Source organism: Ruminiclostridium hungatei (genome assembly GCF_002051585.1).
Lineage (GTDB): Bacteria > Bacillota > Clostridia > Acetivibrionales > DSM-1351 > Ruminiclostridium > Ruminiclostridium hungatei.
Window position 1 is genome coordinate 67,538 of record NZ_MZGX01000025.1, and the last position, 26,945, is coordinate 94,482.

At 44.1% G+C, this 26,945-nt stretch carries 23 protein-coding genes; 20 read left to right on the forward strand and 3 right to left on the reverse strand.

The genetic code is table 11. The features are described 5' to 3' along the window. Window positions 1–52: 52 nt before the first annotated feature. The 4 genes from CLHUN_RS16995 (at window position 53) to CLHUN_RS17010 (ending at window position 2,871) form a co-directional block, all read left to right on the forward strand. Window positions 53–649 carry an urease accessory protein UreE gene (locus CLHUN_RS16995; RefSeq protein WP_080065830.1) on the forward strand — a complete coding sequence of 199 codons (597 nt, stop codon included), beginning with the start codon at window positions 53–55 and terminating at the stop codon, window positions 647–649. After that, on the forward strand, window positions 624–1,349 hold the full coding sequence (locus tag CLHUN_RS17000) for an urease accessory protein UreF (RefSeq protein ID WP_080065831.1): 726 nt from the start codon (window positions 624–626) through the stop codon (window positions 1,347–1,349). Before CLHUN_RS16995 ends, CLHUN_RS17000 begins: the two co-directional genes overlap by 26 nt. Before the next feature lie 67 nt (window positions 1,350–1,416). Further along, window positions 1,417–2,025, forward strand: coding sequence for an urease accessory protein UreG (ureG, locus tag CLHUN_RS17005; RefSeq protein ID WP_080065852.1), 609 nt, complete (start codon window positions 1,417–1,419; stop codon window positions 2,023–2,025). A gap of 39 nt (window positions 2,026–2,064) precedes the next feature. Next, the gene (locus tag CLHUN_RS17010; RefSeq protein WP_080065832.1) at window positions 2,065–2,871 is read left to right on the forward strand and encodes an urease accessory protein UreD; all 807 of its coding nucleotides are present in this window, start codon (window positions 2,065–2,067) and stop codon (window positions 2,869–2,871) included. Between the two features lie 195 nt (window positions 2,872–3,066). Here CLHUN_RS17010 and CLHUN_RS17015 read toward each other — a convergent pair whose 3' ends face one another. Continuing rightward, complete coding sequence (locus CLHUN_RS17015; protein ID WP_080065833.1) at window positions 3,067–4,374, reverse strand: DUF1015 domain-containing protein; 1,308 nt, start codon at window positions 4,372–4,374, stop codon at window positions 3,067–3,069. Window positions 4,375–4,580: 206 nt separating this feature from the next. Between CLHUN_RS17015 and CLHUN_RS17020 the strand changes: the two genes are divergently transcribed. From CLHUN_RS17020 to CLHUN_RS17045, 6 genes are all read left to right on the forward strand, one after another. Further along, window positions 4,581–5,114, forward strand: coding sequence for a PRC-barrel domain-containing protein (locus CLHUN_RS17020; RefSeq protein WP_080065834.1), 534 nt, complete (start codon window positions 4,581–4,583; stop codon window positions 5,112–5,114). Window positions 5,115–5,141: 27 nt separating this feature from the next. Then, a complete protein-coding gene (locus CLHUN_RS17025; protein ID WP_080065835.1) occupies window positions 5,142–5,321 on the forward strand; it encodes a hypothetical protein in 180 nt (59 codons plus the stop codon). A gap of 67 nt (window positions 5,322–5,388) precedes the next feature. Further along, complete coding sequence (locus CLHUN_RS17030) at window positions 5,389–6,438, forward strand: AI-2E family transporter (protein ID WP_080065836.1); 1,050 nt, start codon at window positions 5,389–5,391, stop codon at window positions 6,436–6,438. Between the two features lie 166 nt (window positions 6,439–6,604). Further along, a complete protein-coding gene (locus CLHUN_RS22380; RefSeq protein WP_207559180.1) occupies window positions 6,605–6,937 on the forward strand; it encodes a hypothetical protein in 333 nt (110 codons plus the stop codon). Between the two features lie 510 nt (window positions 6,938–7,447). Then, complete coding sequence (locus tag CLHUN_RS17040; RefSeq protein ID WP_117387078.1) at window positions 7,448–7,693, forward strand: hypothetical protein; 246 nt, start codon at window positions 7,448–7,450, stop codon at window positions 7,691–7,693. A 37-nt stretch (window positions 7,694–7,730) separates the two neighbouring features. After that, window positions 7,731–10,382 (forward strand): valine--tRNA ligase, encoded by a 2,652-nt coding sequence (locus CLHUN_RS17045; protein ID WP_080065837.1) that lies wholly within the window; start codon window positions 7,731–7,733, stop codon window positions 10,380–10,382. Between the two features lie 110 nt (window positions 10,383–10,492). Here CLHUN_RS17045 and CLHUN_RS17050 read toward each other — a convergent pair whose 3' ends face one another. Together CLHUN_RS17050 and CLHUN_RS17055 are read right to left on the reverse strand one after the other, a co-directional pair. Beyond that, a complete protein-coding gene (locus CLHUN_RS17050) occupies window positions 10,493–10,954 on the reverse strand; it encodes a hypothetical protein (RefSeq protein ID WP_080065838.1) in 462 nt (153 codons plus the stop codon). 12 nt (window positions 10,955–10,966) lie between these two features. Continuing rightward, window positions 10,967–11,659, reverse strand: a complete 693-nt coding sequence (locus CLHUN_RS17055) for a hypothetical protein (protein ID WP_080065839.1) — start codon at window positions 11,657–11,659, stop codon at window positions 10,967–10,969. A 631-nt stretch (window positions 11,660–12,290) separates the two neighbouring features. Here CLHUN_RS17055 and CLHUN_RS17060 point away from each other — a divergent pair. The 10 genes from CLHUN_RS17060 to CLHUN_RS17105 all read left to right on the forward strand — a co-directional run bounded on the left by CLHUN_RS17060 (window position 12,291) and on the right by CLHUN_RS17105 (window position 26,844). Next, window positions 12,291–13,679 carry an aminotransferase class V-fold PLP-dependent enzyme gene (locus CLHUN_RS17060; protein ID WP_080065840.1) on the forward strand — a complete coding sequence of 463 codons (1,389 nt, stop codon included), beginning with the start codon at window positions 12,291–12,293 and terminating at the stop codon, window positions 13,677–13,679. 161 nt (window positions 13,680–13,840) lie between these two features. Then, the gene (locus CLHUN_RS17065) at window positions 13,841–15,766 is read left to right on the forward strand and encodes an NAD(+) synthase (RefSeq protein ID WP_080065841.1); all 1,926 of its coding nucleotides are present in this window, start codon (window positions 13,841–13,843) and stop codon (window positions 15,764–15,766) included. Window positions 15,767–15,845: 79 nt separating this feature from the next. Then, window positions 15,846–15,947, forward strand: coding sequence for a transcriptional regulator (locus tag CLHUN_RS21840; RefSeq protein ID WP_117387079.1), 102 nt, complete (start codon window positions 15,846–15,848; stop codon window positions 15,945–15,947). A gap of 237 nt (window positions 15,948–16,184) precedes the next feature. Continuing rightward, entirely contained in the window at window positions 16,185–17,060 is an 876-nt protein-coding gene (cdaA, locus tag CLHUN_RS17075; protein WP_080065843.1) for a diadenylate cyclase CdaA, read from the forward strand. Next, on the forward strand, window positions 17,057–18,271 hold the full coding sequence (locus tag CLHUN_RS17080) for a CdaR family protein (protein ID WP_080065844.1): 1,215 nt from the start codon (window positions 17,057–17,059) through the stop codon (window positions 18,269–18,271). The genes cdaA and CLHUN_RS17080 overlap by 4 nt, the downstream gene beginning before the upstream one ends. Before the next feature lie 58 nt (window positions 18,272–18,329). Continuing rightward, window positions 18,330–19,910, forward strand: a complete 1,581-nt coding sequence (locus CLHUN_RS17085) for an NAD(P)/FAD-dependent oxidoreductase (RefSeq protein ID WP_080065845.1) — start codon at window positions 18,330–18,332, stop codon at window positions 19,908–19,910. Window positions 19,911–20,117: 207 nt separating this feature from the next. Beyond that, entirely contained in the window at window positions 20,118–21,467 is a 1,350-nt protein-coding gene (gene glmM / locus CLHUN_RS17090; protein WP_080065846.1) for a phosphoglucosamine mutase, read from the forward strand. Window positions 21,468–21,698: 231 nt separating this feature from the next. Continuing rightward, a complete protein-coding gene (locus tag CLHUN_RS17095) occupies window positions 21,699–22,163 on the forward strand; it encodes a DUF1648 domain-containing protein (protein ID WP_080065847.1) in 465 nt (154 codons plus the stop codon). A 1,102-nt stretch (window positions 22,164–23,265) separates the two neighbouring features. Continuing rightward, complete coding sequence (gene glmS / locus CLHUN_RS17100) at window positions 23,266–25,092, forward strand: glutamine--fructose-6-phosphate transaminase (isomerizing) (protein ID WP_080065848.1); 1,827 nt, start codon at window positions 23,266–23,268, stop codon at window positions 25,090–25,092. Between the two features lie 696 nt (window positions 25,093–25,788). Then, the gene (locus CLHUN_RS17105) at window positions 25,789–26,844 is read left to right on the forward strand and encodes a beta family protein (protein ID WP_080065849.1); all 1,056 of its coding nucleotides are present in this window, start codon (window positions 25,789–25,791) and stop codon (window positions 26,842–26,844) included. Window positions 26,845–26,945: the final 101 nt, after the last annotated feature.

Genomic DNA, 26,945 nt, shown 5'->3' on the forward strand with positions numbered 1-26,945 from the left:
GGGTGCATAAATTTGGAGAAGATTTTTTGGAAATACAAGGCGGAGGATGAATATGATAATAGAAAACATTGTTTGCGGTGAGCCTGATAAATTCGATCTCACAGGTTTTGAAAAGGATTATGTTGAAATTGAATGGTATGAGGTTGCTAAAAAAATATTATATAAGATAAGCAAAAATGGGGCAGAGGTGGGCATAAAGCTTAATAATGACCGCGGTATAAAGCAGGGTGATATTCTCAGCATAGAGGGGAACAGGGCTCTCATCGCGGAAATTCCGGAATGTGAGTGCATTGGGTTAAAGCCTCTGACTCAGGTAATGATGGGAAAGGCCTGCTATGAAATCGGAAACAGGCATTCTCCTCTGTTTTACCAGGAGGACAGACTGCTGCTGCCTTATGATCCCCCGCTTTTGGAGGCTTTGAAAAAGTGCGGCTTTGATGCGTATAAATGTACTGCAAGGCTGATAACGCCGCTGGGCGGGCAGGGCGGACATTCACACAGCCACAAACATGGTGATGGACACAACCACGAACATGGCGACGAACACAGCCACGAACACAATCACGGGCACAGCCACGAACATGGCGATGAACACAGCCACAAAAAACAAGAGGTGCGTATGTATGAAATCACACATTCCCGCAGATAAAGCATCAGCCAATCTCAGGTCCCGGCTGCAGCTCCTGCATCTCAGCGACCCGCTGCTGCCCATAGGCGGCTTTACACATTCCTACGGCCTGGAGACCTATGTCCAGAAGGAGCTTGTAAACAGCAGTCCGCAGGTAAAAAAATATCTGGTGGCATATTTGAAGCACAATTATATGTACAATGATCTGCTGGCCATGAGATTGTCCTGGGAATATTCCCGGGAAAAGAATGTTCCGGGAATAGTTGAACTGAACAATGTGCTATGCGCGTCAAAGGCTCCCAGGGAACTGCGGAATGCAAGCACCAAACTCGGGCTGAGGCTTGTGAAAATCCTTGAGTCCCAACTGGGCAGGGAGCCGCTGTTTATGGAGTACCTGAAGGCAGTGGGAGAGGGAAAGTGTGAAAGCAATTACAGTGTGGTATACGGCCTGGCGGCATTTCTCCTTGACATAGACAAGGAGGACGCCATGTGTGCTATTGCCTATGCTGCTGCCTCGGCAACCGTAAACAATTGTGCAAAGCTGATACCTCTGAGCCAGATGGACGGTCAGAAGATTCTCTTTGAAGTGCAGGACACCCTTGAAGAGATAGTCCACGGGGCAAAAGAGCTGAAGCCTGAAGAGCTGGGCTTGTGCAGCATAGGCTTTGATATCAGGTCAATGCAGCATGAAAGGCTTTATACCAGGATATATATTTCCTAGGGAAAAAGTCAACAGAAAACAGTTATTTATAAATCAATCCAAATCAATCCGAAAGGCAAGGTATACTATGGGATACGTTAAGATAGGAATAGGCGGGCCGGTAGGTTCGGGAAAGACTGCAATCATAGAGAGGCTTACAAGAAGGCTGTCGGGTGAATACAGCATCGGAGTGGTGACAAATGACATCTACACTAAAGAGGATGCGGAATTTCTTATAAAAAACAGTGCACTGCCCGCTGAGAGAATTGTGGGCGTTGAAACGGGAGGCTGCCCTCATACTGCTATCAGGGAAGACGCCTCCATGAATCTGGAAGCGGTGGAGGAACTGACAAATAAATTCAGGGATATTGAAATTGTATTTATTGAAAGCGGCGGGGACAACTTGTCCGCAACCTTCAGTCCCGAGCTTGCAGATGCCACAATCTACGTAATAGATGTGGCGGAGGGAGACAAGATTCCCAGAAAGGGCGGACCCGGTATAACAAGATCGGATCTGCTTGTAATCAATAAAATTGACCTTGCTCCGTATGTGGGAGCAAACCTTGCGGTAATGGACAGGGATTCCAGGAAAATGAGAGGAACAAAGCCCTTTGTTTTCACAAATCTCAATACCAATGAGGGCCTGGACAGGGTAATAAGCTGGATTAAGCGCAGTGTACTGCTGGAGGGAGTATAGCTCCCGCTGCCGGGTCAATTATAAAAAGGAGGTGGTATTATGGCTAATATGTTTGGAACCGACAGTGTGCTATACATAAAAACAGGGCTTTCAAACAACAGGACCATAGTCTCGGATTCATATTTTACCGCCCCCTGTAAGATAGTAAGGCCTTTTTACAACTATGAGCGAAACATGGCGGAGCTTATGGTCATGAGCGCCTCCGCCGGCGTAATGGAGGGTGACTGCTACAGGGCGGACATAGAGGTTGGAACGTCCTGCGCTCTGTCACTGCAGGGCCAGTCCTATACCAAAATACATAAGATGAATAGCGGGTACGCAAAGCAGATAAATAGCTTCAACATAAAAGAGGGGGCATTATTTGACTATGACCCCAGGCCCTCCATACCCTTTGGCGGCTCTGAGTTTATATCCGAGACTGCCTGTCACCTGCACAGGGGTGCCCGGTACATTTATTCCGAGATATTGTCCTGCGGGCGGAAAAAAAGCGGGGAGCAATTTGCATTCAGAAGCTATAGAAACATAAACAGGATATTCTATTGCGGCAAGCTTATTTTTCTGGATAATCAGGAATTAAGACCTTCAAGTCAGGCTTTAAGTGAGGTGGGCTTCTTTGAAGGCTACAGCCACCAGGGAACTCTGGGGTATTTTTCAGAGGCTGAGGACAGAGTCGCCATGGCAGAAAGGCTCTATAAGGTTCTTGAAACCTTTCACGGAGTGGAGGCGGGAATATCCACCACCTTTGAACACGGTACGGTAATACGCCTGCTGGGCAATGGGAGCGATTATCTGGAACGGATATTCAAGGAAATAAGAGATGAAATATACCGGATGCAGCCGGACTGACTGCATGAGAAACCGGGATGACCGGCTGATTTCTGTCTGATTGACGTATGTATGGTTGCCGATGAAGGAATGGATAACACAAATGCCATCCATTCCTCAATCGTGTCAGGGTGCCGCTGCCGGCACCAAAAAGCTCCAATCCTGTGGGATATTTAATATCCCGAGTGAGAAAGAAGATTGGAAGCCTTTTTTCAATTATTCAATCCTTCTGCATTCAAGGTAAAAGCGTTTTTCTTCTGCTTCGCCCATTGAGAAGGTTTTCCTGGGAAGAGCGCCATCCAGGATAACTGTCTTAAACAGGTCGGTCTTATTCATGGAAGGCAGGAAAATACCCATATTGCCCTGCTGTGAACCCAGCTTTCTGACAACTTCCTCACCATGAATATAATCGATTTTAACCTGGGGATGCTCCTTCATATAGCTGTCCAAAAAGACTTGCAGCGTACCTACCTCCAGGTTGCTGGCGGGATTTGCTATTGAAACCGTGCCCTCTCCCTTGTCCGTTACGTAGCTGAAGGTGTGGGCGGTATTGCCGGAGCAGCACCTGTCTGCCTTCTGATAAAAGGCCTGAAACTCATTTATCAGCTCCTGGGGCTCCACATTGAACAAGACCCTGTGAATAGGTTCAAATACAAGCCCGTCATCGTGAACATTCACCAGTTCCACCAGGGCATACCTGGCAGGATGGTTTTCCAACTGGCCGGGAGTAAGGCTTTTCTTAAGATTTTCCCAATGTCCCTTTGCAGATGCCAGAGAATGGTTTCCATCGCCTACTGCAAACAGCAGTAAAGCCCTGGAAGCATCTATATTATATTTGCTGCGGAATATATCCTGTTGGGCAAGTCTGTCAAGTGCCGAGGCAACCGAAGCCAGGTCGGCTTCCTCTGAAACCTTGTAGCCTTTGATATGACCGCCGTTCATCATAAGTTCAAAATCGTAGAGTTTTTCCAACTGAGTGCATTTTTCCGCCAGAGGTTCAATAACTGTCTTATGAGGATCATCAATAAGCACCATAATATGGGGAAGCTCTATGGGAGCATTCTGCCTTATTTTGATTCTTGGAGGAAGACGGTCCAGAACAGTTCCCTCAGTGGCACGTATAAGTGCATCCGAACCCTTATTGTAATCATAGCACTCCAGATCCAGAGCCAGCATAAGACCCTTTCTGGATGGTGCATGAGAAGTTTTTCTGTCTACCAGGATAAAGCATTTGTCAAGGGCTGAAAGCACACCCTGGTCAAGATAGCTTTTCATTGTGGAGTTTATGCCGGAAATTCGCTTCTCGCCGTCTCCGTCTTCAAGATAAACCTCAGGAAATACTATGTTCAAGGTTGAGGGAGTTCCGGCGGCTATGGCTTCAACTTCCTTCCAGTATTCCCTCTCCGAGGTGTACTGGTCACAGGCCACAACAGCCCATTTGTTCAAAGCCGCTTCCGGGCCAGGCAGCAATATTTCAGGTATATGTACTCCCAAGCGGGATAAAGTCTTAATGGTATCAGTCATTTTAACCTCATAAAATTTCACGTTATTTTATAAATATTCACAGTAATTTTACATTAATCTCCGTTTTTAGTCAATTTTCTGAAACAAAAATTTAAAAGGATTTTATATTATTATTTTGAATTTTTTAAACCTCAATTACAAATAATATGTTCAAAGAAATTTCTGATTTCTTTAAAATGTGAATTTTAATGCAGAGGAGGAAGGCGATGCTTAAAAAGTATAGTGAGGTTTTGGGGCTGCCGGTTATTTCGGCCAGAGACGGCCTCAAAATCGGAACCTTGAAGGATATTGTGTTCAGCAAGGACAGCAAAGGCATACTCGCCTTCCTTATGGAAAAGGGCAGCTATGCCGTCAAAGGCAGTGTTATATTGCCTCCCAATCTTTTAAGCCTGGGGAATGACGCCCTTATTGTGGATAATCCCATGAACCTGATGGAATACAGGCGGTTTAAAAAGCTCCATGATATCCATGAAAGGAATAATCTGAGGGGGCTTAAGATTTTTACACATTCAGGAGAGGATCTTGGGGTGGTTCAGGATATCCTGTTTGATTACAGAACGGGAAAGGTTGAAGGGGTTCAGGTATCGGATGGACTTGTCCAGGACATCATAATGGGAAGAAACATACTCCCGTTCTTCGGCAGGATTGAAATAGGCAGCAGCAATATTCTGGTTGACAGTGAAGCAGTTGAAGAAATGATCAATACTGGTGGAGGCTTGCGAAGCCGGCTGGAAATTTAATATTCAATATGACAAGGAGGATATGATATGATGAGAAATTTTGCCAGGGGACTTGTAATAGGCGGTTTGATAGGGGCATCAATAAGTGTTCTTACAAATCCTGAAATAGTCGACCCCCATATGAGAAAAAAGATGATCAAGTCAGGCAGAAAGATTTGGCACAGGTCCAATCATGTTTTTGGTGACATGATGCACATGTTCAGATAACCGGAGCATTGAAAGCTAAAAGCCGAACATTTATGTTTGGCTTTTAGTGCTTTAGGAGGGCATTATATTGAGAAATATTAAAAAGACAGTATTTTACATAATACTGGTTTTGATTACTATCGGACTTATATTCTTCATCTACTATTTCAGTGATAAAATATTTAAAATCCTGGCTCCTTTTTTTATGGGCATTTTTTTAGCCTATGTCATATATCCGCTGGTCATAAGATTTGAGCGGAGGGGCATAAAGAGAAGCTATGCGATTTTGATAATATATACGTTTACAGCTCTGTGCCTTGCCATATTCCTGATTTTTATCGCTCCCCATGTGGTAAGCAATGCAAAGGAGCTTTTCAATACGCTGCCGGATATTGCATCCAGATACAGGGAAATATTTAACTCCTATATATCAAAAATTAAAAGCAGCAAATGGCCTCCGGAGGTTAAAAATGTCATATTCGGGGAGCTGAATGCAGGTACCGGAGCAATTCAGAAATATGCCACCCAGGCCATGAAGAAATCTCTTGTCGTACTGGCCTCCTCCATCGGCATACTGCTCAATCTGGTTTTGTCCATGATAATAGCCTACTATATCCTTAAGGATATAGAGGGGATAAAAAAGTCCACACTGATGCTGGCACCCAAAAAGCTGCGGAACGATCTGATAAACGTGGGAAGGGAACTAAATGCAATAATCACAAATTTTATCAGGGGACAACTGACCACCGCTACCATTGTGGGTCTGCTGGAAACCGTGGGACTCTACCTTGTCCACGTGAAATACCCCTTCATACTGGGAGTGGTGGGCGGGGTTGCAAATATAATACCCTATTTCGGCCCTGTACTTGGAGCCATACCCGCCGTGTCGCTGGCGCTGCTGCAATCTCCTGTAAAGGCACTGCTGGCAGCCCTGGTTTTTATAATTGTCCAGCAAATCGACAACGCCTTTATATCTCCCAAGATTATAGAAGGAAAGCTGGGACTCCACCCAATCACCACCATAATTGCAGTACTGGTGGGAGGGGAATTCTTCGGCATTATGGGAATGCTTCTGGGAGTACCTGTAACAGCAATGATAAAAATTTTACTGAAACGGGCTGTGGACATGCTGGTATAGATACAGTTTTCCTGTAAAAGGGGTTTGCTTAAGGTTTGCTTAAAACCCCCTTGCCATAATGAAGCCTTGCATATATCATATTGCTATGGGCACAGGGACATATTTTATACAGAAAGAGCCAATACTCTAATCAGGTGCCGTTAAAATATTCTTTATGGAGGCAGGAATGAAACTATCCAGAAAACTTAAGCTCAGAATAATTATGGGGATTGCGGCTGCAATGATTTTGTACGGTATACTGGACAAGTTTTTCAAATTCAATATTGATGAAAAGCTTGTAAACAATGTGGGCATGGTATTGATGATAGGTGCTTTCGGGATGCTCTTCAGCCGCAGCGGGCAGGAGGACATAGAACAGGGAGCCGGTCAGGAACCGGAACATAAGTCGGAGGAGGAGCTTGCACAGCTTGAACAGACGGCACTTGAGAATGATATGGTGAAGGATCAGGACAAGGGAGCCGTAAATAATGACGACAGCAGGAATGATCTGCGCTCTTGACAGATGCGGGCAGATTTTATATCATATTTTTATTACTTAAGGAAATTTATTAATTTCATATCATAAGCAATGAACAAGAGGAGTAAGCAGTAGGTTTTCCCCAGAGAGAAACCGCAGGAGCCGGATTGTATCAAATTGGTTCCCAGGGTGAAAGGTTTCGGAAACAGCCTGCCGAAGGTAGCTTGGGAGCTCCGCACCGAAAAGGGCCGCATTCCAGGGAGGATTGTCTCCATTGGCAGGTATGGCTGCAAAGTAGGCTGCGGCGGAGTATCGTCCGTTAAACCGATCAGAGATGCAGGTTATTTGATATGAGCAGCCGGAAACCCGGCCATAGCCTATGGAAAATAATGTGAAATTTTGGTGGTACCGCGAAAAACAGCTTCGTCCAAATACTGGACGGGGTTTTTTTGTTTTCCGGGGACGGGCTGCTTCAGTTAACCGGACTGATACCGGCTGATTACTGATTCATGTTCGGAAACGGTAAGTTTTTAAAGAGAAAGGAGAAAAACTGTGGACTTTTTAGAGATACTATCATTGATAATTATGGCGGTGGGTTTTGTTGTGGTGTATTCCGCAAAACCGGTTGTAAAGAGGTTCGGGCTTCAGGAAAAACAAAACTGTGCAAATGCTTCCGAAATGACGGAAAAGGAAGTGCAGGCATATAAGATGAACAAAGCTGTTTTCAACATAAAAGTAAAGGGATTGCTAATTTCAATACCCGGGTTGGTGCTGTTTATCTTAAGTTTTAAAAGATAAACAGAGGACTGAATTTAAATAAATGGAGGATTCAACTATGGACGAACAACAGAACATAGCCAAACAATATGATCCCAGTCAGGTGGAAGACAGGCTTTATGCCCAATGGATGGAACAGGGCTATTTCCATGCAGTGCCTGACAAAAACAAAAAGCCGTATACGATAGTAATTCCGCCTCCAAACATTACCGGTCAGCTTCATATGGGGCATGCACTTGACAACACCTTGCAGGATATTCTCATCAGAACCAAGAGGATGCAAGGGTTCAGCGCCTTGTGGCTGCCCGGCACGGATCACGCAAGTATAGCCACTGAGGCAAAGATAGTTGATGCCATGGCAAAGGAAGGCATCACAAAAGAAATGCTGGGACGTGAAAAGTTTCTGGAAAGAGCATGGGAATGGAAGAAGGTCTACGGCGGAAGAATAGTTGAACAGCTCAAGAAGCTGGGAAGCTCCTGCGACTGGGAGCGTGAACGCTTTACCATGGATGAGGGCCTTTCAAAGGCTGTACAGGAGGTATTCCTGAAGCTCTATGACAAGGGGCTGATATACAAGGGTGAAAGAATAACCAACTGGTGCCCCAAGTGCAATACGTCGATTTCAGATATTGAGGTTGAATATGAGGAGCAGGCAGGCCATTTCTGGCACATAAAGTATCCCGTAAAGGACAGCGGAGAATTTATAATCGTCGCTACCACCCGTCCCGAGACAATGCTGGGAGACACTGCTGTGGCGGTCAATCCCGAGGACGAAAGATATGCCCGCCTGGTGGGAAAGACCCTGATACTGCCGCTGGTTAACAAGGAGATACCTATAATCGCCGATTCATATGTTGATAAGGAATTCGGCACGGGCTGCGTTAAGATAACACCTGCTCACGACCCCAATGACTATGAGGTTGGCTTGAGGCATAACCTTCCGCAGATAAGGGTTATGGATGACAATGCCATAATGAATGAAAATGCGGGACAATATAAGGGACTGGACAGGTATGAAGCCAGAAGGAAGATGGTTCTGGACCTGGAGCAGCAGGGCCTGCTGGTGAAAATTGAAGGCCACACCCACAATGTAGGTACCTGCCAGAGGTGCAGGACGGTGGTTGAGCCCCTTATCTCAAAGCAGTGGTATGTGAGAATGAAGCCCCTGGCTGAGCCTGCCCTGGAGGTTGTAAGGAACGGGACAATCAAATTCGTACCTGAAAGGTTTTCAAAGATTTACTTCAACTGGATGGAAAATATACAGGATTGGTGCATTTCCAGGCAGCTCTGGTGGGGACACAGAATTCCGGCCTATTACTGCCAGGAATGCGGGCATATGATGGTTCAGGACGACGCGCCGGATGTTTGCCCCAAGTGCGGCAGCACCAGAATAGAGCAGGACCCCGACACTCTGGACACCTGGTTCAGTTCGGCGCTGTGGCCCTTTTCAACCCTGGGTTGGCCTGAAAAAACCCAGGACCTTGAGTATTTCTACCCTACCGATGTATTGGTAACCGGCTATGATATAATATTCTTCTGGGTGGCAAGAATGATTTTCTCCGGGATGGAGCATATGAAGCAGGAGCCCTTCAAGTATGTATTCATACACGGTATAGTAAGAGACCCCCAGGGAAGAAAGATGAGCAAGTCTCTCGGCAACGGAATTGACCCGCTGGAGGTAATAGCCCAGTACGGCACGGACGCCCTGCGTTTTGCCCTTACCATAGGAAACTCCCCGGGAAATGATTTGAGATTTTCCACTGAGAAGGTTGAATCTTCAAGAAACTTTGCCAACAAGGTATGGAATGCCTCCAGATTTGTACTCATGAATTTTGATGAGAACCTGGATTTCAGCAAGGTTGACAAAACCCGCTTCACCGTTGCCGACAGGTGGATTCTCAGCAGGATAAACACCGTTACAAAAGAAGTGACTGAAAACATTGATAAATTTGAACTTGGACTGGGGCTCCAGAAGGTTTACGATTTCATCTGGGAGGAGTTCTGCGACTGGTATATTGAAATGGTCAAGCCGAGGCTCTATGACAGGGAAAGCCAGGGAAGACTGGAGGCACAATATGTTCTGAACCTTGTACTGGGTAATGCCATGAAGCTTTTGCACCCGTATATGCCGTTCATTACTGAGGAAATATACACTCATCTGATAAATGACCGAAGAAGCATTATGGTTTCAGAGTGGCCTCAATATGAGGAAGAGCTGAATTTCGCCTCCGAGGAAGCGAAAATGAACCTGATAATGGACGCAATCAGAAGCACCAGGAATATCCGCGCAGAAATGAATGTTCCGCCCTCAAGAAAGGCTAAAATGATATTTGTTGCCGCGGGTGAGGCAGAAAAAGCTACTCTGCTTGAGGGAACCGCCTTCTTCCAGAGACTGGCGGGTGCATCCGAGGTGGCGGTACAGACCGATAAGGCAGGCATTCCCGCAGATGCGGTAGGAACGGTTATTGCAGGAGCGGAAATATTTATTCCCCTGGAGGAGCTTATAGACATAGAGAAGGAAATCGAAAGACTCACCAGGGAAAAGGCAAACCTGGAGGGTGAGCTCAAAAGGGTGGAAGGAAAGCTCGGAAATGAAGGCTTTGTGGCCAAGGCGCCTCCAAAGGTTATCGAGGAGGAAAAGGCAAAGCGGGAAAAGTACCTGGATATGTACCAGAAGGTGGTTGAAAGGCTGGAAAGCTTGAAAAAGTAAGAGGATAAGGATAAGGGGTAAGGACATGTTTTTCAGTCTTACCCCTTATCTGAAATTCATATTTACATCAATCATTGGGTTTACGCAAACTTTGGCACACCCCATAATAATTATTTTTTACCTTGATAATCCCCTGTTACAGTTGATTCAAGAAGAGTTCCGGTTTCTGCATCAAAAACGGTTGTTACAATAGCGTTTGCATAAAATCCTGCTTTAGTATCAAGACCGTCAGGATATATTGTCTTTATAACTCTGACCATTCTATTATCAGAAATCTGGTGGTCGACTATATCTTTGTTTTCATCTTTTAAATGTTTGCTCCATTGCTTTAATTCCGACGATTTTTTATATGATGTTTTTGTTTTAACTATACTTTCTTCGCACTTCTCTTCAGACACAAAATTTTTATCTGGCTTAACTGAATTGTCTGTATAGACAGGTGCGGGATTTTCATTATATTTTGCTCCGTTGTTTGGATGGGAACGAACTGTATCATTGATTGCAAATGTAGTCAATGAAATTGCTGTAACTGATATTACTACTGTTAAAGCTATTATTATTCGCCTTTTCATAATTAATCACTCCTATCTTGTAAATGTTATTCTGTTAGTACTTGAAGAATAAGATGATACCCAGTTATACGAATTGCTATCTCCATTTGTTGCACTTGTCCAGTTATGCCAAGCATTATTTGAGTCTTTCCATTGTAAAGCGGAGTCATAACTGCCGGATGTAAAATAATTATCGCTATCATTTGATTCAATTCCCACACAGTGGTCAAATGACGAAGTATAATTAAATGAAAAACTCATAGTCTTATTATAGTCAACATACGATTCCCATTTGTTATTTCCTACATATTGCACTTCAAAGTTATGTGTTCCAGTTGGATATGAACTTCCAACTGTATATTCTGAGTACTCATATTGTTTTGTAGAAGAATTATATTTTTGGACAGCTACAAAGTGACCAGACCAATACGCCCCATTAATTGCGCCACAAACATCTCCTGTTTCTATCCATTCGTTACCTCCATTAAATGGAGTCCACATTTCGTTAGTTATCCACGAGTTATTATGACTGGATGACCAGTTGGAGAATAGATTGCTTTGACCATTTGGTGTTGAAAAAAAGCCACCACAATTATTTTGTGATTGGTTATGTTGCTTAGCATATGCATGTGGACTAATATATGATGCATTAACAAAGCTGAGCGAAATATTAAAAACTAAAACAACTAAGCAGAATACCATTAATTTTTTACGAGTTTTGCACATTGAAACCATCTCCTTTTTCCTTTTATGTAATTTTATTCCATTAAATTATATCATATTATCTAGTGCAGTCAAATATTTACGATATTTTAACTGAAAGAAGAAGTGCTTCAGCGCTGCGTTGAATTAATATATGTTATTAATTTGCTTATTTAGTGCGCTGGTACAATTTCATTAGAATGGGCAGCTCCATTAAAAGTTCTTGTTTGAAATTGCTGGGTCAATTCTGCAAAATGTGTCTATAAATCCTGATGGAATTGACCTTGTGAAGCACAAATATTTTGACCGGCAAAGTGACAGGATGTCACTTTGATGCAGTAGGTCGAGACCTGGATGGTCGAGTTGCTGCCACGGTTAAAATGTTTGTGGTGAACCTTGCAATTTCAGTAAGGACTTTTGGAGCAATCTATTTAATGAAATTCGTACGAAAGCACTAAAGTAAAGTTTTAACATATATTTATTCAGGCTCTGCAGCACTTCTTTTTTATATGAAAAATATCATAAAGTCAGGTAACCCTTTGGGACTCAATTAAATATAATATATTAACGGATAAAATCCGGAGGAATTTTTCTCCGGATTTTGTTTCTCCGAAAATATTTTATGAATTTTAAATCAGTGACAGAGGTCTTGAATATGCCTGAATACAATCATTCCAGATATCCTGACAATAGCGGCTCAAAAAGCCGGAACAGCTTCAGAAGCCTTATAGTGGGCGTTGATGCCAAGGTTCCCCTTGACAATGGTACATATACCACCGGAATAAACTTTGACAACGCTGCAACAACACCTTCCTTTACTACGGTTGAAAAGGAGATTCATGACTTCCTGCCGTGGTATTCCTCCATACACAGAGGAAAGGGGTACAAATCCGTCATATCCACCGACACCTATGAGGCAGCCAGGGATGTGGTGAGCAGGCATGTGGGAGCAGGACCTTCAGATGTGATAATACATACCAAGAATACCACAGAAGCCATAAACATACTCGCCTGCACCATGAGCCAGAAAAAGGACGGAAAGGACATAGTCATATCCACCTGGATGGAGCATGCTGCAAACGATTTGCCCTGGAGGGACGGCTTCAAGGTGGAATACGTTGAAATAGACCAATTCGGAAGGCTTGACCTGGATGATTATGAGGCCAAGCTTAAAAAGCATCAGGGCAAGATAAGGCTGGTAACCGTTACCGGCGCCGCAAATGTCACCGGCTACCTCAATGACACCGGAACCCTTGCCGCACTGGCCCATAAATACGGCACGCTGATACATGTGGACGGTGCACAGCTTGTACCCCATGTGCCGGTGGACATGAGGCCGGAGGACAGTGTGGAGCACATAGACTTTCTCTCCTTTTCGGCACATAAGTTTTATGCCCCCTTTGGGAGCGGTGTCCTCATAGGTCCTAAAACGGAGTTTGAAACAGGAGTTCCCTTTTGCAAGGGGGGCAGCGCAATACAACTAGTGACCCATGACCGCATCTGGTGGGAGGAGCCGCCGGTAAAATGTGAAGCCGGTACGCCAAATCTCATAGGCATCGTAGCTATGACAGCCGCTCTGAAAACCTTGAACAGAATAGGAATGCAAAATGCCTTCCAGCATGAGAAGAAACTTTTGGATTACGCCTATGGCAAAATGTGCAACATTCCAGACATTCATCTCTATAGTCATCCTGACAAACAACAGTCCATAGGCGTAATCCCTTTTACTGTGGAAGGGGTTCATCATTCGCTGGTTTCCGCCATTCTCGCCCATGAGGCGGGCATAGCAGTCAGAAACGGTTTCTTCTGCGCCCACCCCTACTGTGAAAGGCTGTTGGGCTACAGTGCCGCCCAGATTGAAGAGATAGCCGAAAACAAGAAGCCTTTCCCCGGCCTGGTGAGGGCAAGCTTTGGAATTTATAACACCTTTCCGGAAATAGATAAATTTATAAATTTCATGCATATTGTTGTCAATAATAAAAAATACTTTAATAACAAATACAGCAGCTCCAGAAGCCTGTACAATATTAAAAATGAAGTGTAAAAATAGTCAAAAATATGATAAACTATGGAGTAATATATAAGGTTATATGCGTTTGGGCAAATAATCCGTCCTTTTGCCAGGCTGTGAAAGGGACAAGAAGATATCTCAGGGTCAGCGGAAAACCTGAATTGAGGCCTGAGGCCTGAAGCATGGAGGTAGAGATGAATTTCGGTTTTGTAAGAGTTGCGGCTGCGGTTCCTGCACTCAAAGTCGCAAACTGTGAATATAATACAGGGGAAATAATAAAAATCTGTAAGGAAGCTGAAAGACAGAGGGTACAGTTTGTGGTATTTCCCGAACTGGCTGTCACAGCGTATTCCTGCGGGGACCTCTTCTTGCAGAAGTCACTGCAGGACGGGGCAATAAAAGGGCTGGAAAGAATACTCACTGAAACAGAGTCGCTGGATTGTGTTATAATCATAGGTATGCCGCTGGTTGTGAACAACAGGATGTACAACTGCGGAGTTGCCATGAAATCGGGAAAGCTTTTGGGAGCAGTTCCGAAATCATTTATACCCAATTACAGTGAATTTTACGAGAGAAGATGGTTTTGTTCCGGCCTTGACAAAAGAAATGAAACCATAAACCTTCTTGGAAATAGTATTCCATTTGGTACGGATGTGCTGTTTGAGGCTGAAAACATGGGGGGACTGTGTTTTGGCATGGAAATATGCGAGGACCTGTGGGTTCCTGCGCCTCCCAGCAGTGAACAGGCTGTAAACGGTGCCGTGCTGCTGTTCAACCTTTCCGCCAGCAATGAACTGGTGGGAAAGCATGAGTACAGGGAAAGCATGATAAACATGCAGTCGGCAAAGTGTGCCGCCGCATATGTGTATTCCTCCTCCGGGCCGCATGAGTCCACCACTGACCTTGTATTCGGAGGACATGCCCTCATAAGCGAATACGGTTCCCTGCTGGCCCAAAGCAGAAGATTTTCCTTTGAGGAGCAGTTGATTGCAGGGGATGTGGATATTGAAAGACTGATAAATGAGAGGCTGAAAAATTCAGGCTTTACCCATGCTGCCACAGGCAGGAGCTTCAGAAAAGCCTCCTTTGACATAAAGGAGCTGGACACGGACAAGCTGCTGAGAAAAACAGATCCCCATCCCTTTGTACCTTCAAATCCGGAGGCACGAAATGTCAGATGCGAGGAGATATTCAGCATACAGACCTCCGGCCTGATGAAAAGGCTCAGGCATACGGGACTTGATAAATGTGTGATAGGGATTTCGGGAGGTCTTGACTCAACACTGGCCCTGCTGGTCATTGCCAAGGCTTACGACAGTCTGGGACTGGACAGGAGAAATATTCATGCTGTCACAATGCCCGGCTTTGGAACCTCCTCAAATACTCTTGGCAATTCTCTGGAATTAATGCGGCTGATGGAGGTCACAACCTGTCAGATTGACATCCGTGAAGCCTGCCTGAAGCATTTTGAAGATATAGGACATGATGCCGGCATCTATGACGTAACCTATGAAAATGTACAGGCCAGGGAGAGAACCCAGATATTGATGGATAAGGCCAATAAATTAGGCGGTCTGGTCATAGGCACGGGAGACCTTTCCGAGCTGGCTCTGGGCTGGTGCACCTATAACGGCGACCATATGTCCATGTATGCGGTAAATACAGGAGTACCCAAAACACTGGTCAGGTATCTCGTACAGTGGGCGGCAGACCATGTGTTTGCGGAAGAGACCAGAAAGGTCCTGCTCAGCATACTGGATACCCCCATAAGTCCTGAATTGCTTCCCACCGACGAAGCGGGAGAAATAGCCCAGAAGACCGAGGACATTGTAGGGCCCTATGAGCTGCATGATTTCTTCCTGTATCATATGGTCCGGTATGGAGCGGCACCATCCAAGATACTCTTTTTGGCCAGGCAGGCCTTTGGGGGTAAATATGGAGAGGATATCATTGACAAATGGCTGAAGGCCTTCCTGCGAAGATTTTTCAGCCAGCAGTTCAAGCGTTCCTGCCTGCCGGACGGACCAAAGGTAGGTTCCATCAGCCTTTCGCCCAGAGGAGACTGGCGGATGCCCAGCGATGCGGATGCAAGGGGCTGGCTGGCCGACCTGGAAAAATGAGCTGGCATTGACCGGTGCCGTTGCTGTTGAAGGAGCCGGTTTTGAACAAATAAATGTATTGACGTGGAGGATGAATCATATGCAAAAACGATGGGTCAAGTGGATTGCAATCATACTTGCCGTGGTATTTATACTTACTTCTGTAGTTTCTGTAGGGTTGTCTATTTTCGGGGGAATGTAGTCAAAGCATATTGGAGATTATTTCCCGTTGCTTTAAGTATAAAAAAAATATTTAAAAGCAAGTAAAATTAGTTATTTTTACCCATTTAAGACTAGGGTTTTTTATATTAAAATTATTATGTAATTTATTTATTTTCTGAAATATTATATATTTAATATTGACTGATTTTTTGTTTATATTTTTTTCTTTTTATTTTATTTTGCTGTTACCTTATTTTTTACAAGGGTGTGGATTTTTTTGTTTGATACTTTTGTTACGAACCTCAAAAGTATAATTGATTTTATATCTGTATATATCCCTTTCAAGGAGCCATTGGAGGCGCTTAGATCACTTGTTGATATAAGTATAGTTTCCTATCTGACTTTTAAGCTGATACAGCTTGTAAAGGAAACGAGAGCCTGGCAGCTTGTAAAGGGTATTGTCGTTATACTTATAACTGCCATGCTCAGTCAGGCTCTGGAGCTCCGGACACTGGCCTACATTCTGAACAAAACCATCGAGCTTGCCGGATTTGCGCTGGTAGTGGTTTTTCAGCCGGAACTGAGAAGAGGTCTTGAGCAGATAGGCAGAAGCAACTTCAAGGATTTCTTCAAATTTGATGAAAAAGACGATGTGATAAATACGACCTTTACTATCGAAGAGATAGTAAAAGCAGCTACAGAGCTTTCAAGAACCATGACGGGAGCTCTGATTGTGGTTGAGAGAGAGACCAAGCTGGGTGAAATCATAAATACCGGTACAAAGCTGGATTCAAGTGTAAGTGCCGAGCTGATAATAAACATTTTTACCCCTAATACTCCGCTGCATGACGGAGCTCTTATACTGCGGGACAACAAACTGAAGTCTGCGGCATGTTTTCTCCCCCTGACCGACAATCCGAACCTTAGCAAGGAGCTTGGAACAAGGCACAGAGCGGCCCTTGGCATTACAGAGGTTTCAGATTGCATTGCCGTGGTAGTCTCGGAAGAAACCGGCAAGATATCCTATGCTCTTAACGGAGGCTTATCCAGAAATCTGACACCTGATATATTAAGAAAGGCTCTTAACAAAAATTTACTGGAGAAGAAAACTGTCAATAAGAAGTTGACTCTTTGGAAGGGGAAATCAAAGTGAAAGAATTCTTTAAGAAGGATTTGACTTTAAAAATATTTTCTATAGCTTTTGCAATATTTCTTTGGTTTACCATTAATCCTGTTAAAACAAATTATTATACCGTTCCTCTGACCATCATCAATGAAGAGAGTTTGCGTGCAAAAGGCATTGTTCTCAACAGCAAGGCCTTTCCGGAAAAGTATGTGACCATTTCGGTACGTGACAGGGTGGATGTGCTGGACCGCATCAAGGATAATGATTTTGAGGTTACTCTTGACCTGTCCAGGGTAAAGAGTGTGGAGGATAAGGTAATTGCCATTGACACTCCCGTATACCTGGGACGTGAAAATATCAGCGGGACCAACATGGAGCTGAAGCCCAAATCGGTTACCCTTGACCTGGGAAAGATAGAAGAGAATCCCTTTATAGTACAGGTGGAAACCTCCGGCAAGCTTCCTGCAAACTATGAGATCATATCAAAAACCGCGGCCCCCGACACTGTTTCCATACAGGCCCTTGACTCGGTAATAAATTCGGTTGGCTCGGTCAAGGTCTATGTGGATGTGACGGGACTGAACAAAACCCTTGAAGTCAAAAAGGAATGCAAGGTATATGATAAAAAGGGTGTTGAAATGACTGAACTGAGCAAGAAGTTCACGGTTGACATAAGGATAGAGGTGGGTAAGAGAATTCCCATAGTCCCAATAATTTCCGGCAACCCGGAGGAGGACTATGTTGAAGGGGAATATTCGGTAAAGCCTGACAACATACTTATCACAGGCGACAACAACATATTGCAGAAGGTCAATGAAATAAAGACCGCCCCTGTAAGCCTTGACAATATGACAAAGTCTTTCACCACACCGGCGCTGCTGCAACTGCCGGAGGGAGTCAGACTGGTGAATTCCACCAGGGAGGTAAATGTAACGGTTGAAATACTTCCTTTGGCTGAACGCACGGTGGACATTCCCGTTGACAGCATTTCAATTGAGGGCAGAAAAACCGAGGACGCCACCTTGAATTATGAGATTTCTTCACCGGTCAGCGTGAAACTGAAGGGTAAGGTTGAAGACGTAAACACTGTCTCATATCAACAATTACTGGCAACAATAGATGTTGACGGACTTGATGAAGGAAACCACAATGTACCTCTGAAAATAACCCTGCCCGGCAACATAACCCAGGCAGGCGAGGTCCGGGTCCAGGTGAAGATAACCAAAGGCGCAGACTAGCCGGCGGCACCGGGTAAACCCCACTGAATAATATGATTTTATTAAAGGGAATTAATTAATGAAACTGCTGATATCAAATATAATTGCGGGCCTGGATGCTTCCCCTGGGGAGCTTCGGCAGCAGGCGGCAAAAAGGCTCCAAATCAAGCTTGAAAATATAAGTGACTTTAAAATAGTAAAGCAATCCATAGATGCCAGGAAAAAACCTGGCATACGTCTTGTTTACTCGGTTTCCTGTCAGGTGGACCACAGTGTGCGCATATCCGGCACTAAAGATGTGAAAATACTTGAGGAAGTTGAGGAAGAGGCAATATTGCCTGGCAGCAAACCTGTTGACGGAAGACCTCTGATCATCGGGACAGGTCCCGCCGGGCTTTTTTGCGGCCTTGTGCTGGCACAGTACGGCTACAGGCCCATTGTCCTTGAACGGGGACGGCAGGTGGAGGAGCGTTCAAAAGCCGTTGAAGACTACTGGAAAACAGGAAAGCTGGATACCGAAACAAATGTGCAGTTCGGAGAAGGCGGAGCAGGAACCTTTTCGGATGGAAAGCTCACCACCAGAATAAATGACAGAAGATGTGAAAAGGTGCTGGAGGAATTCTGCAGCTTCGGAGCGCCGGAAGAGATGAGCTATAAAGCCAAGCCTCACATAGGCACCGACAATCTTAAAAAGGTTGTGGCAAATATGCGGAAGGAGATCGAGAGGTTGGGGGGCACCGTGCTTTTCAATACTAAGGCCGCTGAGGTGACTATCAGGAACGGAAGGATTTGCGGGGTGGTCACATGCTCGGGTGAGGCCATAGAAACCAATGTGGTGGTGCTGGCCATAGGCCACAGTGCCCGGGATACCTTCCAGATGCTTTATGACAGGGGTGTTCCCTTCCAGCAGAAGCCATTTTCCATAGGTGTGCGCATAGAGCATCCACAGGAGCTGATAAATTACGCCCAATATGGGGAGGCAAGCGGACATCCTGCCCTGGGAGCCGCCGACTATCAACTTTTTCTGAAGGGAACCCAGAGGACGGCCTACTCCTTTTGTATGTGTCCCGGCGGGATAGTGGTGGCCTCTGCGTCAGAGCCCCAATCCATAGTGACCAACGGCATGAGTGAGTTCAGCCGCAGCAGGGAAAATGCCAACAGCGCCCTGGTGGTCTCGGTGGGCCCTGCCGATTTCGGCACGCTGCATCCGCTGGGCGGAATCGAATTTCAGAGGAAATGGGAGCGGCTTGCGTTTGCAGCAGGCGGCTCAAACAACAGTGCTCCCGTACAGCGGCTGGAGGATTTTATGGACAGCAGAACCGGAGGCCTGGGCAGTGTCAGGCCCAGCTACACGGGAGAAACCCGCTGTGCGGACATCAACCTGTGTCTGCCGCCTTATGTGACCGACTGCATGAAGCAGGCCATTCCTTACTTTGACAGGAAATTAAAGGGCTTCGGGCTGAAAGATGCCCTGCTAACAGGAGTGGAGACCAGAACCTCTTCACCGGTGAGGATTCCCAGGAATGAGCAGCTTGAATGCATAGGCATAGAGGGGCTTTACCCTTGCGGAGAAGGGGCGGGCTATGCGGGCGGCATAGTCAGTGCTGCTGTTGACGGCATAAAAGTAGCCGAACAGATAGTCAGGACCTACCGGCTGTGACGGTTCACCTGCGATAAAGCCCGCGTTGCTGTAATGCGCACTGCTGTGAGGCCTGTGGGCTGTAAATCTGCCGCTGTGAAGCCCATAAAATGAGCTGAATAAAGGCCAGCCTGCCAGAATAGACATTGAATAGGGATTTATACAGGCAAAATTACATACATTTGCTGTTTTTATAAAACAAAATTTATGACCGTGGAGGGAAATGTAATGGGAAACTTATTTGGAACAGATGGGGTAAGAGGTGTTGCAAACCTTGAACTGACTCCGAAGCTTGCGTACCAGTTGGGGCAGGCAGGGGCTTATGTGCTGACGGGAGAAACAAAACATACACCTAAGATTCTGGTGGGAATGGATACCAGAATATCAGGGGATATGCTGGAGGCAGCCCTCATATCGGGTATCTGCTCAGTAGGTGCGCAGGTTGTGAGCCTGGGTGTAATACCCACTCCGGCGATTGCATATCTGACCAGGCTGTATGACGCTGATGCGGGAGTAGTTATTTCGGCTTCGCACAATCCTTTTGAATATAACGGTATAAAGTTTTTCAACTCAAACGGTTATAAGCTGCCCGATGCCATAGAGGACAAAATAGAAGAGCTTATTTTAAACGGAGGAGATGAGCTGCCAAAGCCCATAGGCCAGAATATAGGCTACAAGATGTATAAGGAGACAGCGCTTGAGGATTATGTGAACTTTGTGAAAGGAACAATCACAGGAGACCTGGAGGGTGTAAACGTGGCAATAGACTGTGCCAACGGAGCTTCTTTCCAGGCGGCGCCAATGGCACTGTACGAATTAAAGGCAAATGTTAATGTTATAAACAACGAGCCGGACGGAATAAATATAAATGCGGGCTGCGGCTCAACACACATGAAACAGCTTCAGGACTATGTCAGGGAAATAAAGGCTGATATAGGCCTGGCCTTCGACGGTGACGCCGACAGGGTGCTTGCGGTTGATGAAAACGGCAATATGGTAGACGGAGACCAGGTAATGGCCATAATAGGCCTTCATCTGAAGGAGCAGGGCAAGCTGGCCCACAATACCGTAGTTGCCACTGTTATGAGCAATATGGGCCTGGATATCATGGTAAAAGGCAACGGCCTTGTCATTGAAAAAACCAAGGTGGGTGACAGATATGTGCTGGAAGAAATGCTGAACAAGGGATATATGCTGGGGGGCGAGCAGTCAGGGCACATTATTTTCCTGGAGCACAATACCACCGGTGACGGGCTGCTGACGGCGGTGCAACTGCTGAAGGTGATGAAGGATTCCGGCAAAAAGCTGTCAGAGCTTGCAGGTGTGATGCAGGTGCTGCCCCAGGTGCTTATTAACGCAAAGGTGACCAATGAGAAGAAATACAAGTATCTTGAGGACGAGGTAATAAAGAAAATGTGCCAGGAGCTTGAGGAGGAATTCCAGGGAGAGGGCAGAGTGCTCATAAGGCCTTCTGGAACCGAGCCTCTGGTAAGGGTGATGATAGAAGGCAGGGACAAGGAAAGCATAACCAGAAGGGCAAAGGAGCTTGTGAGGGTCATAGAAGGAAGGCTGGCATAAGCAATACACCTTAGGACAGTGCCCTTAAAAGAAGTATAAACTTATGTCTGGCGGCGTTACCAGTAACGGCACTCGGCCCAAAACTCAGTTGTTTTAGGCGCCTGAACCTTTTAAACTCACTTGGTGCAAATTTGGCCCCAAGTGAGTCAGGCTTGATATATAAGTATCATGATAAGTATATAATATTTTATAGAACTTATTTTAAAGCATAATTTTTAGAGGGTAATATTTATGTTTATGAAGAGAAGTAAATACGATATTGTTATAAATTTGATTTGTTTATTGTTGCTGCTTGGAGTAACAGGATATTTAGCGGCTAATTGGAGCAGTATTCCTGATAAAATTTCCGGTCATTATAATACTATGGGAGAGGTTGACAGATGGGGAAATAAAATAGAATTATTGGTTCTTGCTATAATCGGATGGATAATGTACATAGGAATAACAGTTCTGGAACATTTTCCACAGGCTTGGAACACAGGTGTTACTGTTACAGAAGAAAACAAAGCGCGAATATATCCAATACTCAAAAAGATGCTCAGTACTACTAAGCTGCTAGTGGTAGGTGTTTTTGCGTTCTTGGCTATAAACTCTGCACTTGCCAGAGCATTGCCCATTTGGTTTCTTCCCGTTTTTTTAGTTTTAATGTTTGGTTCAATAGTATTTTTTGTTGTCAGACTGATAAGAGCGAAGTGAGTTGGGGACAAGGAGCTATTAGCGCAAAGGCTTTATCTGCGTCTGCAATTGTTCCCACATCTAGCTGCAATATTCCTAAGAGCATTGACAGTGTGGCTGATTTCACGGCTGCTTGTGTATCCCTTTCCCTGGGAGTGCGTTTTGCCTGTAAAAATAAATAAATTGTTAAATGTGTTGCATTTTCATGGCAATTACAATATATTATAATATGTAGGCTTGAATTCAACGGGACTTGGAGGTGGGAGAAAGCCCAGGGTTAAAAGTGAATTAAAAAGGCGCCAGGACAGATTCAGTTTAAAAGCTTATCTGTTGACGAGGTGAAGGAAGCGGTTCAGCCAAGGCTGGAGCGTATCGAAAGATTCGGCGGATACCTTCCGGTTGTTACAATCGAAAGAGACCGGGAATATTGAATATTCCCATACAAAAGTTGCAGGTGACTGCAAAACAAAAAGGTCTCACGTAACTAATCCTGTATCATATCTGTTTTTTTATTCAAATCATACTCAAATTATATTCAAAAAAGCTTTACGACAAATGAATACTTTTGTAGGGTTTACAGGCTGTATGCTTTTTGTTTTTATGCCCTGGGCGTCTTACCCTGTGCCTTTGTGACGGTTTTATGCGTATCCGTGTACCCATGTGCCCACATGCCGGTTTAATAGTTTACAATTGTACAATTTTGACATGGCGACATTGTGATGTCATGCCATTGAGCCATTGTGTTATTGAGCCATTGTACCATTGAGCCGGTGTGCTAACCAGTGTGCCTGTGTAGCGTTCGGGCTGCGGACAGTCATGACGGCAGCGTGGGATATGTATGCAGGGATTATATGCTTTGGCTTTATGAAGCAATGCAGTATTTTTATAGCTTATACCTTATCAGCAGTTGCACAGCCTGTTCTGCTGTTTTGGAATTTTAATCCATGATTCGGTAAAGCACAAGTGGGTGCCGGAAATTTTTCAAAATGGGTAAACTATGCCTGTGAGAACCCTGAAACGCAGGTCTACATATGAAAATCCAGTTCCGAAGCATGCCGGATTTGTGCATGCTGCAGCAGTCTTTAATTTTTTTAAAATTTTATTTTGTTAAGGAGAATTTATTATGTGTGGAATAGTTGGATATATCGGAAGCAAAAAGGCAATACCTGTTCTTATAAACGGACTCTCAAAGCTGGAATACAGAGGCTATGATTCGGCTGGGATTTCAGTAAATGAAAACGGAGCTCTGAGGGTTATCAAGTGCAAGGGCAGGCTGTCCTGCCTGGAAGACCTGCTGGAGACGGAAAAACTTGAGGGCAGCATGGGAATAGGGCATACCCGCTGGGCTACCCACGGTGAGCCCAATGATGTGAATTCACATCCGCACATCAGCCAGAGCGGAGAGATTGCAGTGGTTCACAACGGTATTATTGAAAACTACATGCAGTTAAAGGAATTTTTAATTGGCCAGGGCTATACCTTCCAGTCTGAAACCGATACGGAGGTAATCGCCCATCTGGTGGAATACTATTATGAGGGCAGCCTTGTAGATGCTGTAATGAAGGTGATTGACGAGATTGAAGGCTCCTATGCCCTGGGGGTGCTCTGCAGGGATGAACAGGATATGTTCGTGTGTGCACGAAAAGACAGCCCGTTGATAGTGGGCCTTGGAGAAGGTGAAAATTTCATTGCCTCCGATATTCCTGCAATTCTTGAATATACTAGAGATATCTACATTCTTGAGGACAAGGAGGTAGCTATCTTGAAAAGGGACAGTGTACAGGTTTTCAACAGCCTTGGCTCTCCTGTGAACAAGGAGGTTTTCAAGGTGGACTGGAATGTCGAAGCGGCAGAAAAAGGCGGTTACGAGCATTTCATGATGAAGGAGATGTACGAGGAACCCAAGGTTATCAGGGACACAATGAATCCCAGAATCAAAAACGGTGAACTGGTGCTGGATTCCATAAATATTACCAGGGAAGACATTGAAAGACTTGAAAAAATATATATAGTTGCCTGCGGTACTGCCTACCATGCAGGAGTTGTGGGAAAATACATCATAGAGAAGCTTTGCAGGATACCTGTGGAGGTGGATGTGGCATCAGAATTCAGATACCGCGACCCGCTTATCAGTGACAGGAATCTGACTATTATCATCAGCCAGTCAGGTGAGACGCTGGATACCTTGTTTGCTTTGAGAGAAGCCAGGAAGGGCGGTTCAAGAATCCTTTCCATAGTGAATGTGGTGGGAAGCTCCATAGCACGGGATTCCGATGATGTGCTTTACACCTGGGCAGGACCTGAAATCGCGGTGGCTTCCACAAAGGCATATAATACCCAGCTAACAGCCCTGTATCTGGTTGCACTTGATCTCGGTCTGAAAAAGGGGACTATTACAAGGGAACAGGCCAACACCATTCTGGAGGAAATGAAGAAGATACCCGGAGGTATTGAAGATATCCTCAAGGATAAGGACGACATACAGAAATTCGCCCATGCCCATTTCAATTCAAAGAGTATTTTCTTTATTGGAAGGAGCCTGGACTATGCCCTTTCCATGGAAGGCTCCCTGAAGCTCAAGGAAATTTCATACATCCATTCTGAGGCATATGCAGGCGGAGAGCTGAAGCACGGAACAATCGCCCTGATAGAAAAAGGCACCTTGGTGGTGTGCCCCATGACTCAGGATTCTCTGTTTGAAAAGATGGTCAGCAACATACGGGAAGTCAAGGCAAGAGGTGCCGTGGTTCTGGCTATAACCCAGGAAAGGCACAGGGAAGAGCTGGAGAAGACTGCGGACATGGTGCTGACAATCCCCGATGTTGACTCACTTGTAGCCCCAATATCGGCAGTTACACCGCTGCAACTGTTTGCTTACTATATGGCCATTGAAAGAGGCTGCGATGTAGATAAGCCAAGGAATTTGGCGAAGAGTGTAACGGTGGAGTAGGGTGGGAGAGATGAATCACTCCTTGTTGTGACTTTAAAATAAAGTTTGTATTTTTAAAAAATACTGTGTAACTTTAAATTTAAATATGTATATTTAAAATAAAGTTTGTTGAGTAATTAAAGTTCATTTAAGCTTTGATTCAATTTATATACTATAATTAGCCATGTATTTGTTATTAGCGATAATATATCAAGTGCATGGCTTTTTTGTTATTTTGGATTGGCAATTAAGCCTCAGTTTACAAGAACATCTTCAACTGTAGAATAGTAATTCCATATAGTCCATATATTATTTTAACTCCATATTAATTGTAAAATATTTAATCTATGAATAAGAATTTTATTGTACGAAACATTAACCAGAGTTACAAGCTTTTTGAAAATCTACTAATAAAAAAGTCATGACAGTTTAATAAGAATCATACTATTCCCAGTTTAATCATATCAATAACTGTGCAAGTGTAACTCCATTTTATAGTCTAGTCTATGTATCTATACCTCCTGTGATGTTAAGAAGCATCTATGCAAATATTATATAAACAATTAATGCTGTATTTAAATAATTTTCTGGTAAAAGTTTCGATTTAAGGTTAAATTGCTTTGTCGAATTGCATGACTAAAAATTTGTATAACGGGAAGGTATTACCATATGATTTGAAGAATATTATCATATGACAAAAATAATAGGAGGTACTAAATGTTTGCAGATAATCATTATGTTCCAATTTTAAAATGGAAAAGAGGTGAACAAAGAGCACTTCAGGAATTACCAAATACATTAAGAGAAAAATTTACGCCTTTAATTGAAATTGTTCCTGTCCCGTATGATTATGTAAATGATACACCAGCTAAAACAATAGACCAACACTTAGCAAATATAGGCGAGCAAATAAAGGAAACGTGGATACCTAATAGGCCTTTGTTCATTGATTTATTTTGGCTTGGTGAGGATGAGCGTATGGAGGATGGAAGTCATCCCTTAAATTTTATAATGAATGAAGTGCGGAAAAGAAATTTTTTGGCAATTCCAGTCATTGGTTATGAAAGAGATGATGATTATAAAGCAGAAGTTAAACATGCTATTAAAGAAGATAGTCTCGGAGTATGTATAAGACTTGAAGATGAGGACTTTTTGGATATTAAAAGCAGACTAGATTCATTAATTAGCTATCTTGAAATAGATAATTCTCAAGTGGATATTCTTATTGATTTGAAAGATATTTCTCCTGATGATGAGAAGAAGAATATTCTCTCGGTTATAAGTATTATCAACTCCATCCCTAAAATTAATGAATGGAGAACTCTTACTTTAGCATGTACGACTTTTCCGGAAACACTTTCTGTTGTGGCATCAGATAGTACTGGTTTTATACCAAGATCAGAGTGGAAAATATGGAGTGAATTAAAGAATACAAAAATACCTATTCAGAGAATGCCAACTTATGGAGATTATGCAATTGCAAATCCGTTATATAATGAAGTAGACCCAAGATTAATGAGGATGAGCGCAAATATTAGATATACAACTAAAGATGATTTCATGATTATTAAAGGAAAAGCAATAAAGAAAAATGGATGGAGACAGGTTTGCTCTATGTCTGAAAAATTAATAAAACACCCTTTATACTGTGGGAAAGACTTTAGCTGGGGAGATGAATATATTTATATTTGTGCCACTGAAAAGTGCAATACTGGAAATGCAGAAACATGGCGAAAAGTTGGTACAAATGAGACTGCGAGAAATTTTCTGTAAAAGCCTTCTGTGATAGAATAAAACACAGGAGGCTTTTAAATTATGGGAAGACCGAGAAAAACACCTGGGATGAGTGAAGGAAAGCAGAATATCATAAGACA